The sequence below is a fragment of the Runella sp. MFBS21 genome (assembly GCF_029433105.1).
GTDB lineage: Bacteria > Bacteroidota > Bacteroidia > Cytophagales > Spirosomataceae > Runella.
This window is the reverse complement of sequence record NZ_JARNTW010000001.1, coordinates 1-21,559: the sequence shown is the minus strand read 5'-3', so window position 1 is coordinate 21,559 and position 21,559 is coordinate 1. Positions and strand designations below refer to the sequence as shown.

General features: G+C 43.2%; 12 protein-coding genes and 1 pseudogene. 12 read left to right on the top strand and 1 reads right to left on the bottom strand.

Annotated elements, in window-relative coordinates; all coding sequences use genetic code 11:
• Window positions 1-63: 63 nt before the first annotated feature.
• On the bottom strand, window positions 64-909 hold the full coding sequence (locus tag P1X15_RS00065) for a sugar phosphate isomerase/epimerase (RefSeq protein ID WP_277336105.1): 846 nt from the start codon (window positions 907-909) through the stop codon (window positions 64-66).
• A gap of 278 nt (window positions 910-1,187) precedes the next feature.
• On the opposite strand from P1X15_RS00065, the gene P1X15_RS00060 reads away from it, so the two are divergent.
• From P1X15_RS00060 to P1X15_RS00005, 12 genes and pseudogenes are all read left to right on the top strand, one after another.
• Complete coding sequence (locus tag P1X15_RS00060; protein WP_277336104.1) at window positions 1,188-1,526, top strand: PadR family transcriptional regulator; 339 nt, start codon at window positions 1,188-1,190, stop codon at window positions 1,524-1,526.
• Window positions 1,527-1,528: 2 nt separating this feature from the next.
• Window positions 1,529-4,159 carry an ABC transporter permease gene (locus P1X15_RS00055; RefSeq protein ID WP_277336102.1) on the top strand — a complete coding sequence of 877 codons (2,631 nt, stop codon included), beginning with the start codon at window positions 1,529-1,531 and terminating at the stop codon, window positions 4,157-4,159.
• Complete coding sequence (locus P1X15_RS00050; protein ID WP_277336101.1) at window positions 4,160-6,802, top strand: ABC transporter permease; 2,643 nt, start codon at window positions 4,160-4,162, stop codon at window positions 6,800-6,802.
• A 13-nt stretch (window positions 6,803-6,815) separates the two neighbouring features.
• A complete protein-coding gene (locus tag P1X15_RS00045; RefSeq protein WP_277336100.1) occupies window positions 6,816-9,428 on the top strand; it encodes an ABC transporter permease in 2,613 nt (870 codons plus the stop codon).
• Window positions 9,429-12,047, top strand: coding sequence for an FtsX-like permease family protein (locus P1X15_RS00040; RefSeq protein ID WP_277336099.1), 2,619 nt, complete (start codon window positions 9,429-9,431; stop codon window positions 12,045-12,047).
• Window positions 12,048-14,639, top strand: a complete 2,592-nt coding sequence (locus tag P1X15_RS00035; protein WP_277336098.1) for an ABC transporter permease — start codon at window positions 12,048-12,050, stop codon at window positions 14,637-14,639.
• Window positions 14,640-14,705: 66 nt separating this feature from the next.
• On the top strand, window positions 14,706-14,858 hold the full coding sequence (locus P1X15_RS00030; protein ID WP_277336097.1) for a hypothetical protein: 153 nt from the start codon (window positions 14,706-14,708) through the stop codon (window positions 14,856-14,858).
• A gap of 160 nt (window positions 14,859-15,018) precedes the next feature.
• Complete coding sequence (locus tag P1X15_RS00025; RefSeq protein ID WP_277336096.1) at window positions 15,019-15,666, top strand: formylglycine-generating enzyme family protein; 648 nt, start codon at window positions 15,019-15,021, stop codon at window positions 15,664-15,666.
• 176 nt (window positions 15,667-15,842) lie between these two features.
• Window positions 15,843-16,535: pseudogene (locus P1X15_RS00020) on the top strand (formylglycine-generating enzyme family protein).
• 362 nt (window positions 16,536-16,897) lie between these two features.
• On the top strand, window positions 16,898-17,638 hold the full coding sequence (locus tag P1X15_RS00015) for a formylglycine-generating enzyme family protein (protein ID WP_277336095.1): 741 nt from the start codon (window positions 16,898-16,900) through the stop codon (window positions 17,636-17,638).
• 161 nt (window positions 17,639-17,799) lie between these two features.
• Complete coding sequence (locus P1X15_RS00010) at window positions 17,800-20,577, top strand: COR domain-containing protein (RefSeq protein ID WP_277336093.1); 2,778 nt, start codon at window positions 17,800-17,802, stop codon at window positions 20,575-20,577.
• 4 nt (window positions 20,578-20,581) lie between these two features.
• Entirely contained in the window at window positions 20,582-21,388 is an 807-nt protein-coding gene (locus P1X15_RS00005; RefSeq protein WP_277336092.1) for a hypothetical protein, read from the top strand.
• Window positions 21,389-21,559 lie beyond the last annotated feature (171 nt).

Genomic DNA, 21,559 nt, shown 5'->3' with positions numbered 1-21,559 from the left:
AGCGAATAAAAAAAGTGGGAGAATGAGCATTTACTCATTCTCCCACTTTTTTACAAATTTCAATTACTGCGCCTTACGGCTATAAATTTCTCTAAAATTCTTCACACTCTCCGCAATTTCAGGGCCGTTGTTCTCCCAGTGATATTCGTATTCGACCGAAATGGGGCCTTTAAATTTCTGACGTTTCATTTCGGCAATCACTTGATCTACTTTACAGTCGCCTGTACCCCAAATCACATCGTGATATCTACCATCAGGAGTATCTTTCTTTACATCTTTAAAGTGCATCCCTCTGACATACCCTTCTAGTTGTTTGAGACAAGCAACAGGGTCAAGACCCGAACGAACCCAGTGACCAATATCAGCGCAAGAAGCCATGTATTTGCTACCACCAATTGCCGCCAAGACGGTATCAGGGTGCCAATAACGCGAAGGTTTGGGGTGATTGTGAAGCGCTACCGTGATTTTATATTGTTCGGCTAATTTGCGTACCAAAGGCACCTGAGCCGCTGAAGGCTCTGAATTGATATTGATAACACCCATATCTTTGGCAAACTCAAAAAGAGCAGTCCAATCTTCATCGCTTTTAGGAGTTACTACGCCATAAGCTACAATGGTAAGCCCTTTATCTTTTACCAATTTTTTGACTGCTTGGCGCGTAGCTGCATCCATTTTAAAATCCATTTTTCCTTCCAAACCACCGCCGATGGTCTGCCCCGGAAAAGCTTCTACGTATTTTAGGCCACAGCTATCAATTTTGTGAAGTGCCTCAGCAAAGGTAAATAAGCGAAAAGAATAAGCCTGAGAGCCTAGTTTCCACCCCGCCTTGTCTTCGGGTGTTTTTTGAGCATACGATGATACCACCGCAAGCACCAAGCATGATAAAAGATATTTCGTAAAGGATTTCATAATAACCAGTGATTTTGTTTTTTACTCAAAAGGAAACTGAATTCTAACTTTACCTATCCTAGCAACAAGTAAAGATGAAGAGCCCTCATTCCATATTGCTTTAGAAACTTCTACTACCTCCTCTCCTTATCTACTTTTTTCTGTCCACTTTGGTACGACTACTGTCCAAAAGCGGACAATCGTTTTGATTGAAAAACCTGCAAAAAGCCCTCAAAAGGGGATTTATTCTTTTTGGCACGGTATTTTATCGACATTATCGGAGGAAATAAATTAATCCAATGAAACGAACCTTTTTGGGAGAATTTGAAGAAATCGTTTTGCTAACGGTGGCCATTTTGGGAGAAGAAGCGTACGGTGTGACCGTCACGCAAGAACTGGAGCAAAAAACGGGGCGCTCGGTAGGGTTTAGCTCCGTACATACAACCCTGCAACGCCTAGAAGAGAAGGGATTTCTGGCTTCTCAGATGGGCGGTGCGACGGCTGAGCGCGGTGGGCGTCGCAAACGATTTTTTACGGTGACAGCCACAGGAAGAAAAGCGCTGGTAGAAGTCAAACAAGTGCGAGAAGAGCTTTGGGCAGCTTTGCCTACTCAAACCTTGCAGTTAATGGGCGGGTAAGCATGGGTTTGCGCAACACAACTTCCACACCACCGCGTTGGGTCAGAGCACTACTAAGATGGTGGGCCGACCCCAACACTTCGGAAGAAGTGGAAGGTGATTTATTGGAATTATACAACTATTGGGTAGCGACTTTTGGCCAGCGAAGCGCCAATTGGAAATATACCTTGAATGCGTTGAAACTATTACGCCCATTTGCCAAGGACAAACGGGCTCACTATCCAAGAACCTATTTATACAGTCCAACGATGATACGCAATTATTTCAAAATCGCTTTTCGTAACCTATTGAAACACAAGGGTTATTCATTTATAAATGTCGCAGGTTTGGCCATGGGTATGGCGGTGGCAATGCTCATTGGGCTTTGGGTCTGGGATGAGGTATCATATAACAAACAGTTTGGAAATTATGACCGCATTGTTCAAGTAATGCAACATCAAACGTTTGATGGACAAGTGAATACCCAAACCGCAAACCCCTATTTGATGGGGGACGAAATTCGAAATAAGTACGGCAATGATTTTAAATACATTGTGATGTCGTCGTGGACAAACGGCCATATTTTGGCTTACGGTGATAAAAAACTGACCAAAACGGGCAATTATTTTGAGCCAGGCATTACTGAAATGTTGAGCCTCCAAATGCTGAAAGGTTCTCGGGCGGGCTTGAACGACGTCAATTCGATTCTTTTGTCTGAATCGGCGGCAAAAGCGTATTTCGGCAGTGAAGACCCGATGGGTAAAGTGATGAAGATAGATAACAAAAACGACGTTAAAGTAACGGGCGTTTACAAAGATTTGCCTTATAACTCCGACTTCAAAGATTTGACATTCCTCTTGCCATGGTCGTTGTACCTTAGCAGTCAGTCTTGGATCAAAGAAATGACCAACCCGTGGCGCAGCAATTTTACCCAAACCTACGCCATGCTGGCCGAGCACGCTGATATTGACCAAGTTTCGACCAAAATTAAAGACGTCAAACTACACAAAGTGCGTCCCGAAGAACGGGCATTTAAGCCCGTGGTGTTTTTGCATCCGATGCGTAAATGGCATTTGTTTTCAGAATTCAAAGATGGAGTTAACATCGGCGGTCGCATTGAATTTGTGTGGTTATTTGGCATTATTGGCGGGTTTGTACTGCTGTTGGCCTGTATCAATTTTATGAACCTCAGCACGGCGCGTTCCGAAAAACGCGCCAAAGAAGTAGGCGTTCGCAAAGCGGTAGGTTCGGTACGCGGACAGTTAATCAACCAGTTTTTGAGTGAATCATTGTTAGTAACGTTCATTTCCTTGGGGGTAGCTATTTTGTTGGTACATCTTCTTTTACCCATGTTTAATGAGGTGGCAGACAAAAAAATGACAGTATTGTGGAATGAGCCACTGTTTTGGCTGTCGGCAATGGGTTTTACGGTGCTCACGGGCATCATTGCGGGGAGTTATCCCGCGTTTTATCTATCGTCGTTTCGGCCTGTGCAGGTTTTGAAGGGTACATTTCGAGTGGGGCGTTTTGCGTCGGTGCCGCGTAAAGTACTGGTAACGGTTCAGTTTACGGTATCGGTGGCCTTGATGATTGGAACGATAGTTGTTTTCCAGCAGATAGATTTTGCCAAAAAACGCCCCGCAGGCTATGCTGTAGATAAGCTGCTCTTTGTGCCTATTTCAACCCCTGATTTGGCCAACAAATACGAAGTAGTGCGCAATGATTTACTAAAAACGGGTGCTATCTCCGAGGTATCCGAATCTTCGAGCCCAATCACGAGCGTTTGGGCAATTAATAACGGCTACAGTTGGAAAGGCAAAGATCCAGGCATTCAAGGCAATTTTGCGGCGGTGTCGGCAACGCACGAATTCGGGAAAACCATTGGGTGGGAGTTGAAAGAAGGCCGCGATTTTTCACGGGATTTTCCCTCCGACTCTTCCGCGATGATTCTCAACGAAACGGCCGTAAAGTTTATGGGATTGAAAAAGCCTGTTGGAGAAATTGTAAAAATCGACGACAAAGTGTTTCACGTCATTGGGGTGGTCAAAGACATGGTGATGCAGTCGCCATACCAGCCCGTTTTTCGTACCAGTTTTGTGTTGGACTACAAAGACGTTAGTATCATTAACATTAAAATCAACGCTACGACCAGTACAAGCGATGCCTTGGCCAAAATCGAGACCGTTTTCCGCAAGCACAATCCTGCCGCACCGTTTGAGTATCAATTTATTGATGAAGAATACGCCAAAAAATTCACCGATGAAGTTCGCATCGGCAAGTTAGCCACGTTCTTCGCCATTTTGGCCATATTCATTTCTTGCTTGGGATTGTTTGGGCTGGCGAGTTTTGTGGCCGAGCAGCGCACGAAGGAGATTGGTATTCGGAAAGTATTGGGCGCTTCGGTGTCCAACTTATGGGGACTTTTGTCGAAAGAGTTTGTGGTTTTGGTCGTGGTAGCCTGCGTTATTGCTGGGCCAATAACATGGTATGGGATGAACAACTGGATACAAAAATTTGACTACCATACCGATATTTCTTGGTGGATTTTTGTGGTAACGGCCATCTTGGCCGTCAGTATCGCGCTCCTAACGGTCAGTTATCAAGCCATCAAAGCGGCTTTAATGAATCCCGTCAAATCCTTAAAATCGGAATAAATGCAGCACACGCCACCGCGCTGGGCCAAGACACTGCTGAAATGGTGGGCCGCCCCCAACACTTCCGAAGAAGTTGAAGGTGATTTATTGGAATTATACAATCATTGGGTAGCTACCGTTGGCGAGCGCAAAGCCAATTGGAACTATACCTTGAATGCCATCAAACTTTTACGGCCTTTTGCCAAAGACCAACGGTCTCAGTTTCCAAGAACCTATTTATACAGTCCAACGATGATACGTAACTATTTCAAAATCGCTTTTCGTAACCTTCTCAAACACAAGGGGTATTCGTTTATAAATGTCGCAGGCTTGGCCATTGGTATGACCGTCGCTATGCTGATAGGACTTTGGATTTATGATGAATTGAGTTTTAACCAATATCATCGAAATTATGAGAGAATCGGGCAAATACGTTCTATTTCGACCGAGCCCAGCACTGGCGTAAGCGAAGGTAGTCCACACATGCCTATACCGATGGGAGCGGCGTTGAAAGAAAATTACAAGCATTTGTTTTCTAAGGTGCTGGTTTCTTGGGCCGTAAGCGACTACACATTAAAGCTTAATGAGAAAAATCTGACCGGGAGAGGCCATTTTGTGGAACCTGGTATATTGGAAATGCTTTCGTTGAAGATGCTCAAAGGAAGTTATGGAAGCCTGAAAGACCCTCATTCCATCGTATTGTCAAAATCAATGGCGGCAGCTATTTTTGGGAGCACTGACCCAATCAATCAATCCCTTAAAATTGATAATGCCATCGATGTAAAAGTAACTGGGGTTTATGAAGATATGCCTAAAAATTCACGCTTCGGCGAAGTGCAGTTTTTTTCGCCATGGGATTTATTTGTTTCTTCAAACGCATGGGTAAAAGAGAATGTGAATTTCTGGGGTAATACCTCGTTTGGCATCTATGTTGAGCTTCAGCCCAATGTAAGTTTAGAAACCGCACAGGCTGGTCTCAAAGACTTTTATGCTAAAAATGTTCCAACCGATTTTATGAAGCTTTTGGAAAGCTACAAGCCAGAAATATTTGTCTATTCGATGCCGCAATGGCATTTATATTCCGATTTTACCGATGGCAGACCTGCGGGCGGGCGCGTTACTTTTGTTTGGCTCTTTGGTATTATCGGTATTTCTGTGCTGTTGTTGGCCTCTATCAATTTCATGAATCTAAGTACAGCTCGGTCTGAAAAACGAGCAAAAGAAGTCGGTATTCGCAAGGCCGTTGGCTCGCTACGTACGCAGTTGATAGGACAGTTTTTTAGTGAATCATTCTTGGTTGTGCTACTGTCGTTTGTCATTTCCTGCGGGTTAATAATCCTCGCTTTGCGTTGGTTCAACGAATTGGCCGACAAAGCCATTTCTTTACCATTCACTAATGGGTATTTCTGGGCTGGAAGCATTGCTTTTATTTTGCTAACAGGGCTTTTGACGGGCATTTACCCCGCATTATATTTATCTTCTTTTCAACCCCTCAAAGTGCTGAAGGGCACATTTAAAGCAGGTCGTTTTGCAGCGGTTCCACGCAAAGCATTGGTGGTGGTTCAGTTTACGGTTTCGGTGGTCATTATTATCGGAACCATGGTGGTTTACCAGCAAATTCAACACGCGAAAAACCGCCCAGTTGGCTATAATCAAGAAAGCTTGATTACGATTGGCCTAAATGACCCTAATTATAAAGACAAGTACGATGTTTTCAAAAGAGAGTTGTTGAATACGGGCGCAGTATCAAACGTGGCACTTTCCAACAGCCCGTTGACATCCATCTGGAATAGGTCGAGCGGATTTACCTGGAAAGACAAAGCTCCGGAAACGCCGTCTGGTTTTAATAAAATCAGAGTAACTTCTGATTTTGGGAAGACGATTGACTGGAAAATAATCGCTGGACGCGATTTTTCGGACGAATACAAATCAGATTCGGCAGGGGTGATTCTGAATGAAGCGGCTGCCAAATACATTGGGTTGAAAAATCCGATAGGCGAATACATTAAAACCGAAGATGGAAAGTTTGTTTGGCAAATTGTGGGAGTTACCAAAGACATGGTCATTCAGTCACCCTATGAGCCTATCAACGGTACATTTTACTTTTTAGATTCCCGCAAAGTTTCGAGCCAAATGACAATCAGGATCAAACCCACGGTTGGCACAACCGAAGCTTTGGCTAAAATTGAAACAGTTTTCAGAAAGCTCGTCCCCTCCGCCCCGTTTGATTATAAATTTGTCGATGATGTCTATAGCCAAAAATTCAGTCAAGAGCAGCGCATTGGTCAGTTATCTATGCTCTTCGCGGTTTTAGCTATTTTCATTTCCTGCCTCGGACTTTTTGGATTAGCCTCTTTCGTGGCCGAACAACGTACCAAAGAGATCGGGATTCGTAAAGTATTGGGTGCCAGTGTGTCTAATGTTTGGCAAATGCTCTCCAAAGATTTCGTGATTTTAGTGATTATTGCCTGCGTCATCGCGGCTCCTATAGCCTACTATTTCATGAACGAGTGGTTGCAAAAATATACCTATCGAACGGAAATTTCGTGGTGGATTTTTGCAGCAGCAGGCGTAGGCGCGTTGATAATCACATTATTGACGGTTAGTTTTCAAGCTATCAAAGCGGCTCTGATGAACCCCGTGCAATCCTTAAAATCAGAATAAGCACCGCCCATTTATGCAGCACACGCCACCGCGCTGGGTCAGGACACTGCTCAAATGGTGGGCCGACCCCAACACTTCCGAAGAAGTAGAAGGTGATTTATTGGAATTATACAACTATTGGGTAGCGACTTTTGGCCAGCGAAGCGCCAATTGGAAATATACCTTGAATGTGTTGAAACTATTACGGCCTTTTGCCAAAGACAAACGGTCTCAGTATCCAAGAACCTATTTATACAGTCCAACGATGATACGTAACTATTTCAAAATCGCCTGGCGAAATTTGGTCGCAGGAAAAGGCATTTCTTTTATCAATATTACTGGCTTGGCCATCGGCATGGCGGGTACGTGCTTGATAGCATTGTGGTTGCAAAATGAGGTCAGTTTTGATACTTTTCACACAAACAAAGACCGTATTTACCAAGTATATGGTCTAGCGGCCAACGTTGATGGGGAAGCGTATGCCATTCCTGTGACGTCGCAACCGCTAGGGCCAACCCTAAAAAAGGAGTATCCCGAAGTAGAAGCCTTTGCTCGCGTGAAGGGAACCAACAGTTTTTTGATTACAGCCAACGATAAAAGCATCTCAGGGGTTGAAGGAAACATTGTTGACCCTGATTTTTTTCAATTATTTAGTTTTCCTCTGCTGCAAGGTGGAGAAATGAAGCAGTTAGTTCATCCAAACTCCATTGTCATTACCGAAAAGTTGGCTAAAAAGCTTTTTGGAACCGAAGAGGCGCTAAACAAAACTCTTAAAATTGATGAATCTGACAATTTTACGGTGACAGGTGTCTTGAAGGATTTACCTTCCAATACGGACTTTCATTTTGAGTACCTACTGCCTTGGGATTACCTAAAAAAACGCGGCGACGGGTCGATCAATGAAAGCTGGCTCAGTAACAATACACCAACGTATCTGCTCTTAAAACCTAACACCAATGTGGCGGCTTTTGACGCAAAAATCAAAGACTTAACACGGCGCAACGCAGGGCGCAACGATGTTTGGACTCATTTTGTATTTCCACTCGACCGCTGGCATTTGTACGATGAATTTAAAAATGGGCAATCGGTCGGTGGTCGCATTGAAATGGTGAGAATGTTTGGATTGATTGCTGCTTTTATTTTGTTGATTGCCTGCATCAATTTTATGAACCTCAGCACGGCTCGTTCCGAAAAACGTGCCAAAGAAGTGGGGATTCGGAAAGCGGCAGGGGCAGGAAAAGGGCTGCTCGTGGGCCAATTTATGATGGAAGCCTTCATGACAGCGGGCATTGCAGGTCTTCTTGCTTTGTTGGTGGTCCAATTGGCGTTACCATCTTTCAATACGCTCATCAATACCGAACTCATCATTCCCTATTCCAATGTTTCATATTGGGTTTGGGTACTGGCCTTTTTGGTATTCACAAGTTTGTTGGCAGGGAGTTATCCTGCGTTTTACTTGTCGTCTTTTAACCCCATTGGAATTTTTAAAAAACAATTCAAAAAAAGCCAAGCCGCTGTGTCGCCGCGTAAGTTGTTAGTAGTGACGCAGTTTACATTTGCTATTTTGCTCATCATTTCTACTTTGGTGGTGAGAAACCAGATACAACACGCGCAGAATAGGGCAATGGGGTATTCAAAAAACAACTTGATTCACGTTCCATTTGTGGGTGATATTGATAAAAACTATGCGTTGCTCAAGCAGGAATTGCTCCGTTCAGGCAGTGCCGCCTCGGTGACCAAAACCATGAACCGACTCACGGAAAGTGGCTCACGTACGTGGGGGTTACGCTGGGCTGGTGAAGCCCCTAAAGACACTAATACCGCCCTTACGTTATTCAGTGCCGATGCAGACTTTGTTAAAACCGCAGGGCTACAGTTGATAGAAGGGCGAGACATTGATATTACGAAATACCCTACGGATAGTTTTTCGGTGCTTTTGAACGAAACGGCGGTTAAGTTGATGGGCTTTCAAAACCCAATTGGTCAACTCCTGTTTAGTAAATCTGGAAAAACGCAGTGGAAAGTGGTGGGAGTAGTGAAAGATTATCTAACGGGGTCACCTTACGAAGATATACCTCCTACAGTGATTGAAGGCCCAGGGGCGTGGTTTAATACGATGCACATTAAACTCAATCCTAATCATACTACCGCAGACAACCTTGCGACTATCGAGCAGATTTTTAAAAAATTCAATGCAGCGTATCCATTTGATTATCAATTTATAGACCAAGAATACGCCAGTCAGTTTGAAAATGAGCAACGGCTCAAAACGCTCTCGGGGCTATTTGCGGTTTTAGCCATTTTTATTTCGTGTTTAGGACTATTCGGATTGGCAAGTTTTGTGGCTGAACAACGCACCAAAGAAATCGGGATTCGTAAAGTGTTGGGGGCATCTGTTCCAAATCTTTGGGGCTTGCTCTCGAAAGAATTTATCGGATTGGTAATGGTTTCGCTTATCATTGCTTCGCCCGTCGCGTATTATTTTGCCAATGGCTGGTTGCAACAATACAGTTATCGTACCGAGGTTTCATGGTGGATTTTTGTGGTAACGGCCATCTTGGCCGTCGGTATCGCGCTCCTAACGGTGAGCTATCAAGCTATCAAAGCTGCCACAGTAAATCCCGTCAAATCCTTAAAATCGGAATAAATGTCGCACACACCACCGCGCTGGGCCAGAACACTGCTGAGATGGTGGGCCGACCCCAACACTTCTGAGGAGGTAGAAGGTGATTTATTGGAATTATATAACCATTGGGTAGCTACCGTTGGCGAACGCAAAGCCAATTGGAAATATACCTTGAATGCCATCAAACTTTTACGCCCATTTGCCAAAGACAAACGATCTGATTATCCCACAACCTATTTATACAGTCCAACGATGATACGTAACTATTTCAAAATCGCTTTTCGTAACCTCCTCAAACAGAAGGTTTATAGCTCGTTCAACCTTATCGGCTTGGCCCTTGGGCTCTCCTGCGGTTTGCTACTGACGCTACACATCAAAGAAGAATTGAGCTATGAAAAAGACTTTCCGAAGCACGAGCGTATCTTCCGAATGGTTACCACCGAATGGTCAAAATCGCAACCTCCATTGGCGAGAGAAATGATGAACTTCTTTCCTGAGATTCAAGATGCCGTTCGTTTTTCTAGCAGAGGTTCACAAATCACCAACAACGGCCCCGACAAACAAGCCGAAACGTCGGGTTATTATGCAGATTCTTCTGTAGTGACTGTTTTTGACTTAAAACCCATCAGTGGTAATCCTTTCAAAGCATTGCAAGAGCCTGAAGCGGTGGTGATTACGAAACAAACGGCGGAAAAATTCTTTGGAGCTCAAAATCCAGTTGGCCAAAAATTGACATTTGATAGCAAAGAAGATTTGTGGGTACGGGCTGTCGTTGATAATCTGCCCAATAATAGCCATCTCAAGTTTGATTATTTGGTTTCGATGCCTACGTTTTACCAACAAGCTTCCCCAGACTGGACGAGCAGTAGGGGTTGGATGTTTGGCTGGACTTATATTTTGCTCAAAGACGCAAAAGACGCCCAGAAAATAGAAAAACGGCTGAACGACTTTTACGTTAAATTTTATCAACCCAACGGCGACGAAGAGAAGAAAAAAGTAGCCGAATTTGCCAGTACAGCTCGCCTTCAGCCACTGACCGACATTCACCTTACTTCCAATTTGATTCAAGAAATGGGACCAAACAGCAGTATTTTGTATGTCTATATTTTCATTGCTGTTGAAATTCTGATTCTAATTATTGCTTGTGTTAATTTCATTAATCTTTTTACTACCCAGGCACTCAAACGCGCCAAAGAAGTTGGAATGCGGAAGGCGTTGGGTGCTAAAAAGGCACAGGTGGTGACACAGTTTTTGGGTGAAGCGTTTATTTTAATCATCCTTTCGGGACTGATTGCGATTTGTCTCTATCGCCTTGTCATTCCGTTTTATAATTCAATGGCGGGCAAACAACTTTCGGGTTGGGAAATTCTTCAACCTGCTAACTTGTTGATAATGATTGCGATGATTTTATTCGTGGGGTTGTTGTCGGGCTTGTTTCCAGCTCTGTTTATCTCAAAATTTGACCCAATTGCATCGCTAAAATCGGATAAGCTCCCCAAATCATCAGCAACGGTATTGCGAAAAAGCCTCATTGTATTGCAATTTGTAGTTTCTGGCTTTTTGATTAGCTCTACGATTTTGATTTATCAGCAAATGAACTTGTTCAAAAACAAAGAGTTAGGCTTTGACAAAGAACAAGTAATTGCAATAAAACTCTATGGCAATTTAAAAGAAAAGGTATTGGCTAATTCAGCGGTTTTCAAAAATGAACTGACGCGCAATCCCAACGTTGCAGCCGTAGGCCAATCTTCCAATTTGATTGGGGATGATTTAAGTGTCGAGGGAATTACGCCGCTGAACCCTCCTGCTGGCAAGGAGTTTCCCTCTTTTAAAGTGAGTCGCATTGATGAAGATTTTTTAACGGTATTGAATATTCCCTTGAAAGAAGGGCGTAATTTTTCACGCCAATTCAACGACTCCGCTACGTTCATTATCAATGAAAAAGCCGCCAAAATATTGGAATTAAAAAATCCAGTAGGAGCAATCATCGTAAATCACTCAATGGGCGTGCAGGGGAAAGTTGTAGGGGTAGTGAAAGACTATAATTTTGCTTCTCTTCACAGCCGAGTAGAGCCATTGGTATTGGAATACAAACCCGCCTGGACGGGAAATATATTGGTTAAAATTGCCGCAGGTAACATTCCACAAACCATCCATTATCTGAAAACTACGGTAGAAAAAGTGGCGCCTAATACGATGTTTAGTTATACCTTTTTGGATGAACGAATGGCTACGCTTTACAAAAAAGAAGACACCATGAGTCAGATTCTGAATGCTTTCTCGGGCTTGGCCATTATTATTTCCTGTTTGGGGTTATTTGGGGTGGTAGCGCACGAGTCGAAATTGCGAACCAAAGAAATCGGTATTCGGAAAGTATTGGGGGCTTCTGTGCCCAACTTAGTGGTTTTATTGTCTGGCAGTTTTCTCAAACTCGTACTTATCGGTATTGTCATTGCCACACCGCTTGCTTGGTATGCTATGAATCAATGGCTTCAAGATTTTGAATATCGGATTGAATTGCAATGGTGGGTATTTGCTGTAGCGGGTCTAATGGTAGTTGGAATTGCCCTGTTGACAGTTGCATTTCAATCCATCAAAGCGGCGTTAGTTAACCCCGTAAAATCCTTAAAATCGGAGTAAATGGCGCACACACCACCGCGCTGGGCCAGAACACTGCTGAGATGGTGGGCCGACCCCAACACTTCGGAAGAACTAGAAGGTGATTTATTGGAATTATACAACCATTGGGTAGCTACTGTTGGCGAGCGCAAAGCCGATTGGAAATATACCTTCAATGCCATCAAACTTTTACGGCCTTTTGCCCAAAACAAACGGTCTCAGTATCCCACAACCTATTTATACAGTCCAACGATGATACGTAATTATTTCAAAATCGCTTTTCGTAATGCGCTGAAATACAAATTGTTTTCTTTTATCAATCTGCTTGGCCTGAGTCTTGCGTTGCCGTCGGCGTTAATGGCGTTGATTCAAATCGTTTCCTATTACGAATACGACAATTTTCACCAAGACAGCGACCGCATCGTCCGAATTATCACCGATGAAAAGCAACAAGATGGAGAAATGACGCACTGGGCGTCAAGTCCCGTAGCGTTGGGGAAATACATCAAGGAAAAATGGGTGGGTGTCGAACAATCCACGACGCTTGTACGTGATTCTAAATGGGTGTTGAGCAGTGGAATCAAAACAAAAAACGTACGGGCGATTTACGCCGACGCGGCCTTTTTTCAAGTCTTTCATTTTCCTTTGGAAAAAGGTAGCTATCCCGTAGAAGCCAATACCGTGGTGCTTACCCACGAAACCGCCGAATGGTTTTTTAAAGAAGTAAATCCAATCGGACGCATTTTGGAACACCCTACCTACGGTGGTTTTAAAGTAGTAGGCGTTCTCAAGCCTTTTAACCAGCAAAAAACGCAGTTCAGAACCGATGTGCTGGTGCCTTTAGCGGGGTACTCGAACGGTAGTGATAAAGCAAAAGAATGGTCGGAATTAAATGCCCATACCTTTGTCAAACTATCGAAAGGGCGGAGCATCGCGTCATTTAACAAACAATTGGGCGCAACTTCGAGCGAAGTCAACAAATTACTGGACGCAGCGGCGGGAAAGGGTTTGGCTTTTCAGGCACAAGCCTTGGCCGAGATTTCACCTTCGGAAAAAGAATTGAAAAATGACCCCTACGTTCAAGACGTTCGCAGTATTTACATCAATTTTGGGTTTCAGTTAATTATTCTTGTTCTCGCAGCCTTAAACTACATCAACCTTACGCTGGCTCGTTCGATGAACCGAAGCCGTGAAGTAGGCGTGAGAAAAGTAGCGGGAGCGACCAAGTCGCAAATCATTTTTCAGTTTTTGACCGAATCGGTGCTGATTTCGTACCTCGCACTTGGCATGGGTTTGTTTTTACTGTGGATGATAAAAACATTTATTCACGTTTCGTGGCTTACGTGGGAGATTGACCACTGGGAATACCTTATCTTGCTGTTTTTGGCCTTTAACTTCGTTTTGGGAATTGTTGCGGGGGCTTCCCCTAGCCTCGTATTGTCGTCCTACCAGCCTGTCAAAGTACTAAAAGGCACTATTTCGCCCGCGAGTTTTGGTAAAATCGGTTTTCGTAAATCGCTGATAATTGTTCAGTTTACGATTGCACTGGTGTATATTTTCTTCATTGGGCACGCCTACCACCAAATAGAATACATGGCCAATGATAACGAAAATTACCAGCGCGAAAATAGACTAAACATTCACCTGACAGGAACGCCTAGCGAACGCTTTGCGGCGGAGGTAAGCACCGTCAAAGAAGTGGAAAAAATCGGCTACACGTCGCTGAGTTTTGGCAATACTCCGCCTTACATCGAAATAAAAAACACTAAAAATGACGCCCCAAAGCCCGCGTTTTTTTACGCGGCTGACCGCCAGTTTATCGACAACATGGGGTTAAGAATAGTAGCTGGCAAAAACCTGCCCGAAAGTAAGTCCGAAATGGCTTTGCCCATGGTGGTAGTGAATCAAAAAGCGGTAGAGCATTTGCACTTAGGGGCTGACCAAGAGGCGATTGGCAAACTCATCGTTTTGAACGATACCGTTTCGGCAACGATTGTTGGCGTGGTGGCCAATTTTTGTCACTACGATTATGAACACAAAATCGAACCCGTCGTGTTTCAGTACCAGCCTGCGGCATTTAGGGTGATGTGTGTGAAGACGTCGCCCGCCACCGACCGAGCATCTTTGGAAGCTACCTTGGCCTCGCTTTGGAAAAAACACCATCCGTACGTCGAAATGAATGCGTCGTGGCTTGATACCGACATGTATGAGCGTTATTATCCCTACGAAGACATGCAGTTTGCGGGTATGCAGAGCATTGTCATTTTTGTGGTAGCTATTTTGGGGCTTATTGGCATTCTGACGTACAGTTTAGAGAAGCGAACCAAAGAAATTGGCATCCGCAAAGTAATTGGAGCCACTGCGGAAGAAGTGATGAGACTGATGGCCGCCGATTTTATTAAACTTCTCAGCATTGCGGCTATCATTGCAGTTCCGCTGGGAGTTGCGGTAGGGCTGTACATGAATAGTTACCTTGTATTCCACAACGGCGTTAGCTATTTTACGATGGCGTTTCTTCTTTTACTGGTTCTGGGCGTTTCGTTGGCTATCGTGGGTTATTTTTCATGGCGGGCGGTACAAACCAATCCTGCCAAAACATTGAAATCGGAATAAACAGTAGAGACGTTGCATGCAACGTCTCTACCGCTATCAACAAAAATCGAGTATTTTGTGACTACTATGCGACAACAATATTTCGGTAAAGGTGATTTACTTCTTGGATTATTTGCAGTTGAAGAAGAAGAAGCCCTAAATTTTTGTGGCCATCCTCCCAAGACCAACAAAAAAGCAGAAGCCCTTGTTTGCTTCTGCTTTTTTGTTGTAGATACCTAGCGAAAGATAGCTCTTACTCTACCTGACTTTGCCTAAAATTCTTTACTTTAGGACGTCTTTTGCTGTGCTTATGGAAAACCATCTACAAACCTTCGTCGATAGCATTGTTTCTTTCAATATGGTGGCAATTGGGAGGAATAGGAAAGATAAGCCCTTTAAAATGAGTAAGACATATCGGGTTGGATTGAGCGATTTTTGGATAGGCGAGTATCCCGTGACACAAGCTTTGTGGGCCTATGTAATGGGCGATACCGATCTAGCCGCCCCTTCCTATTTTAAAGGAGCTAGTCAGCCTGTAGAGCAAGTTTCATGGAGAGATATTGACCGATTGTTTTTGCCAAGACTCAATGATAAAACAAAAAATAATCGGCCTGAGGGTACCTATTATCGTTTGCCTACGGAAGCTGAGTGGGAATACGCCGCACGAGGTGGGAAATATGAGTGGCAAAATCCAACTGCCTATTCAGGGAGTAATCAGTTGGAAGAAGTGGGCTGGTACCTTGAAAATAGCCAGGGACAAACGCAAACGGTAGGTCTGAAAAAACCTAATCGTTTGGGTATCTATGATATGAGCGGGAATGTTTGGGAATGGTGTAGTGATTGGTACGATACTTATCCAGACCTAGGTAAAGATATTACACTCAACCCTACAGGCCCTACCCACGGTTGGTATCGTGTGGTTCGGGGGGGGTGTTGGAACTATCCAGCAATGGGATGCCGCTCGGCAGTCCGCAGCAACGACACGCCTGAGAATCGCAGCAATAATGTGGGATGTCGGTTGGTTCTTTCTGTTCCTCCGATTCAGTAGGGAAAAACCCAGTTGAGCAAAAGTGGGCGTCTTGCTATCTCAACCACCGCCTTTTACAAAAAACGACTCCGCAGAAACCCCTAAGTAAAAATATCCCGTAGCGATGATAAAGGGCGTCATACGGACCTAAAAATTGCGAGACAAGCCGTATATTAGTGGTTATTTATCCTAACCGCATGGAAAACCATCTACAAACCTTCTCCGATACGTCCCTCTCCTTTACCATGATTGCGGTAGAAGGCAATCTCCACCGAGCTCCTTTTAAAATGGCGGATGATTACCGCGTACGATTGAGCGATTTTTGGATAGGAGAATACCTCGTAACCCAAGCATTATGGAACTATGTGATGAAAGAAACCGCAAAAACAGACCCTTCGTATTTTAAAGGAGCCAATAGACCCGTGGCGAGAGTATCATGGGAAGACATCGTTGCTGAATTTTTGCCTCGATTGAATGCTTTAACCAACGCAAGCCGCCCATCCAATACAACATACCGTTTGCCCACCGAAGCCGAGTGGGAATATGCCGCACGAGGTGGGCTATATTAGTGGCAGTATCCTTTTGAATACGCGGGTAGCAATAAATTAGAAGAAGTAGGTTGGTATTTTGATAATAGCTACCAAGAAACCAAGGATGTCGGATTGAAAACGCCTAATTTATTGGGATTATACGATATGTCAGGCAATTTGTGGGAGTGGTGTCAAAACTGGTATGAGGCCGCCTATAGCCCTACTAAAAGCTCGTTCCGCGTGCCTCGCGGCGGCAGTTGGCTCAGCAGCGCGCAGTACTGCCGAGCCAACTGCCGCCACTTCGATACGCCCGAGAGTCACGACACTAACCTCGGGTTTCGGTTGGTTCTTTCTTCTTAAGTTCAGTAGAAAAATCCCGTGAGCAAAAAGAAGAGCGAAATGGCAAATTTGGCCAAAACTACCCCAACAAAGTAAGCAACGATTTATAAAAAAATGCGATATTTGGACGAGGCGTATCATACAGCCAAAGGGCTTAGGCCAAACATCATAGGGAACGAACCGCAACAATAACCTCGGCTTTCGGTTGGTTCTTTCTTCTTCAGCTCACGGGATTGTCGGACGACAACCACTGAACAGATGTTTGTCCGGTTCCTCTTGGGGGACAAAAACGTTCTGAGATACTCAGAACCCCAGCAGCAGTGTGAGTAGCCTAGGCCGAAAGCTCTGCTGCTATTTTTAAATAGGCTTTAACGTTATTCACTATGAAATCCTTTTCCGAATTTGAAAACACCCCAATGGCATTTACTATGATATATGTACAAGGGGGCATATTTGAAATGGGAAGTAACGATAAAGAGGCTTTTGATAATGAAAAGCCGGTACATAAAGTACAATTAAGTAGCTTTTGGATGGGCCAATTTCTAGTAACACAACAACTGTGGGATGTGGTTATGAGTGGTCCCGATTGGGTTAACCCTGCTTATTTTAAAGGGGATAACCGTCCCATAGAAACCGTAGATTATGCCACCATCGTAACAAGGTTTTTGCCAAGACTTCATGCGCTAACAAAACGCTATTATCGCTTACCCACCGAAGCCGAATGGGAATATGCCGCACAAGGTGGGGTGTATGGGGAGAAGTACCCTTTTATCTACGCAGGCAGCAACAAATTAGAAGAAGTAGGTTGGTATGACGTAAATAGCCATGAAGAAACGAAAGACGTAGGTTTGAAAACGCCGAATCTTTTGGGTTTGTACGATATGAGTGGCAATTTGTGGGAATGGTGCAGTGATTGGTATGCGTATGCGGCCTATAGCCGCACTACAGGTCGTGCTGTAGTTAATCCTACAGGCGCTGCTACAGGCTCGCTCCGCGTGCGTCGCGGCGGCAGCTGGAACGGCTACGCGCGGCTCTGCCGCTCCTCGGACCGCTACGGTGGCCCGCCCGAGGATCGCGACAGTTACCTCGGCTTTCGGTTGGTTCTTTCTTCTTCAGTTCAGTAGAAAATCCCGTGAGCAGAAAAGAAGAGCGAAATGGAGGTATAAGGTCGCAAAGGGAGGTGGGACGACGACCCAGCACCTTGTACCGAAATGGAGCGGAAAGTGTACTTTCAAAACCCGCTTCGCGGGTCAAAAATAATTTCTAAAAAAAACAGCATATAGCAATGCTCCATGACTTAATCCAAACCCTTACTCTTCAAAAAGACGACGGCCCCATTACTGCCGTGCGGCTCGTGAAAGGCTATGACAATAGCTATGCCATCAACGCAGCCGGACAGCTCACGGCTTTGAGTATAGGCAATAGTAAGCTAAAAAAGCTTGTCTTAGGGAAAGACGCAGAAGTGTTGGAATATCTCTACCTGAGTGGCAGCGAATCACTAACAGAGATTATTTTTGAAGTACCTTTGCCGCGCCTTACGCGTTTGTATCTCAACAATTGCGCCATTAAAGAAATCACCATTCCGAAGGGCTTTCGGTCGTTACAGCAGATTTATTTGCAAAAAAATCGCCTAACAAAGTTGGTTTTTGAGGGAGATTGTCCAGTATTGGTGTTGCTAGATGTGAGTGAAAATCAATTGGATAGATTAAGTTTCCATACAGGATTTCGCGCATTAAAGTATATATATGCAGATAAAAATACCTTGAAAAGAATCATATTCAATCGCTCTATGCGTTTGCTCAATACGCTTCATTTAGCCCAAAACCAACTGACTGAATTAGCGCCATTTTTGAGCGAAGTAGAAACGATGGAGACCTTATACTTACAAGGAAATCAATTACGCAGAATTGACCGTGAAATATGGGACACAGACAGAAACTGTTGGAACACGATGAAAGGCTACCTGACATCGTTAAACAAAGCAAACTTTACTAAAGAGTACCTGCATGAAGCCAAAATGATATTGATTGGCAATGGAGAAGTCGGCAAAACCTCCATTCGGCTCAAACTGCTGGATATCAATGCCCCATTACCTGCTAAAGAAGACAGAACGCCTGGGTTAGACATCGTACCTTATACGATTGCAAACTTACCTGGTACCCAAACGGGTTTGCCAGAATCAACCTCTTTTACGTTTAATATTTGGGATTTTGGAGGGCAGGGCAAATATCGGGAGATTCAGCAGCTTTTTTGCAGTCGAAAGTCGCTGTACCTCTACGTCACGTCATACGACGACACAGTAGCTCATAATGAATTATACATAGGGTATGAATATTGGTTGGCGATGGCCAATGCCTACAACAACGACAGTGGCCAACACAGTCCGGTCATCTATGTTCAAAACAAAAATGATATAGGCAAACGATCTATTAATGAGGAAGATGTTAAGAATAAATTTGGCAACGTTGAAGAGTTTATCAAAATAAGTTGCGTGGATATAGAGCAATTTGCTGCGCTACCCAAACTTATTGCCAAGAGTATTTCTAAAATCAGTGACGATATCTTCACGGTACAGTACAGCTCAGAATGGCTGGGTGCAAAAGAAGATTTGAACCAACTTAAAAGTCAAGGTACTAACTACATCAGCAAAGAAGAATTTATCACTGTCTGTACCAGAAGAGGATTAAACGCGGATGAAATCAGGGCATGGTTGGCGGTGCTAGATCGCATCGGTGCTGTCATCTATTTTGGAGACAATGAAAAGCTCAAAGATTGGATTGTCCTGAATCCTATTTGGGTCAAAGATGCCATTTGTAAAGTGATTGATTTTGAGTTTTATGATGATATTGCTACGCTTAAACCTGACTTCTTACCCAAAATCTGGAAGGAATACAATGAGAGAGAACGTGAAAAACTATTAGAACTACTGATTTCCTATCATTTTTGTTATGAAGAAAAGGGTAATTTTATCGTCCCAGCTTTATTTACCGAAAAGCAACCCAATTATCCCCCGTACCTTGCAGACTTTGATTGTGAGATAAAACTAACGTATTCGCCATTTTTACCGGCTGGTACCCTACACAAATTCATGGTTAAGTTACATAGTAAGATATACAATGAACTCCGCTGGAAAAAAGGAGTAGTACTTCATGACGGAGCTACTAATACGTATGCTGAAGTAACTGAACGCTGGCAGGAACACAGTATTTATATTCGATTGAAAGATGATAAAGGACAGCATCCACTTTGGGAAGAGATACAGAAAACGTTACTGGCACTGAATGATGACCTCAAAACCACCAAACTCATGCCGTTGGATTTTGAGGTGTATTGTTTCTATAATAATAAATGGAAAGCAAAAGCAGATATCGAAGATGTATGTATGTTGGATAGTACTAATATTTTTAGATTTATGTTTGACTTACCAACTCCGACAAAGGAATATATACCAAAACAACCAATACCTCTCCCGGACAAAGCTAAATTAAGTATCATATTTCTAACAGCAGATCCTGAAAACAAAAACCATATAAGAGCACCTGCTCAAAAGCAAATAATTGCAGATACTATAAGTGATGCATTTGAGTTTTATGACAATTTAAATACAAAATACAATGAAATTGGTTCACATACAGTAGGGAAAGACATCGTCCATATCACTGTTCATGGTATTCCTGACCAGTTATTTTTTGTCCACGATGAGCATAAAGAGCGGCCTAATCCTGTCCCATCAGATTACTTGTGCAAACAACTTGAAAAAACGAAAGAAGTAAAAGAACTGATTTTATTGATAGCTTGTGATTCAGAAACTAGTGCTAAAAAGATTGTAGATAAAGGACTTACCAAGTATGCCGTAGGAACTACTATTGCTATAAGTCCAAAAGCAGCGGTTGATTTTTCAGAAAAGTTTTACAAACTTTTAAAAAAATCTCCAATGGAAATAGAATCAGTATTCGAATACACTTGTTATGAACTAAACCAAGATAAATATAGAGCAAAACACGATGATGGAGAGTTTTATGATTATAGCAAAGTATTCAAACTTTTAAAAAAAACCACTTAGAATCATGGAATGTAATGACCCGTTTGTAGTAGCATTGAAGAGTAAAGGATATAGCCTTGTCGCCTATCCTAAGACTTCTATCAGACCTTTGCATATTTATGAGCATACTATTAAAAATACTTTTAAAAGAATATGGATTCAATCGGAAGCACAACCAACAAGTGGTTTTATAAAGTCGCTATTTTCTGATAAGATTCATGGTGCAATTGGCTTAAGTGATGGGCAAGGCATAGATATAGATTTACGAAAAACGAATAGTTTGTCTTCAACCATTGCCGCTAAGGTACTGGGAAGCTACTTTCAAGATTCAGCACCAAGTTTTGACTTAGCTTTTGCAAACAGTAGTTCAGTTATTTTTCATATAGAAGAAATTGTAACTACGGATGCGGACGAAATAAGCTTAAGAAATTGGCTTAATGAGAATCAGAATGAGTTGAGAGACATTTATAAAGAAGAAATAAAAAAAGGCAATTTCTTTGTAGCTACGTCTTTACTAAGAGCTAAGAAAATGCGAATGCAATTTGAGAGAAAGAACACAGCCGAGTTGAGCGTTGATGCGAGTAAAATCAAGAATTTACCTGTTGATGCAAAATTAGAATCAGCGATAGAAGGTTCAAATTATGATAAGTTGGTATTTGAAACTCCTGATGAAGGGATTGTCTTTGGGGTCAAATTAGTTCGGCTTTTTTTTAGCGACAATGGTATTCTTACAATTGATAAAAAACAAGATTTTAACCGAGTTTTAGGAGACAGTATGGAATTAGATTTTTTTACCGAAATGCAGGATACAGGATTTATTGAAGTTACTTAAACCACCTTCTTTCTCATCCTTAACCCCAATTGTCGGGATAACCAGGGAGTGTACGCTGAACTGTGTCAGGATTTTAGTTTTGCCTTTTCAGCCTCCGAGGTAATTTTCTCTGTCAGCTTGTAATCTATCGCCAAATTTAATGTACAATTGCGACATGGCCAACCCCCAATT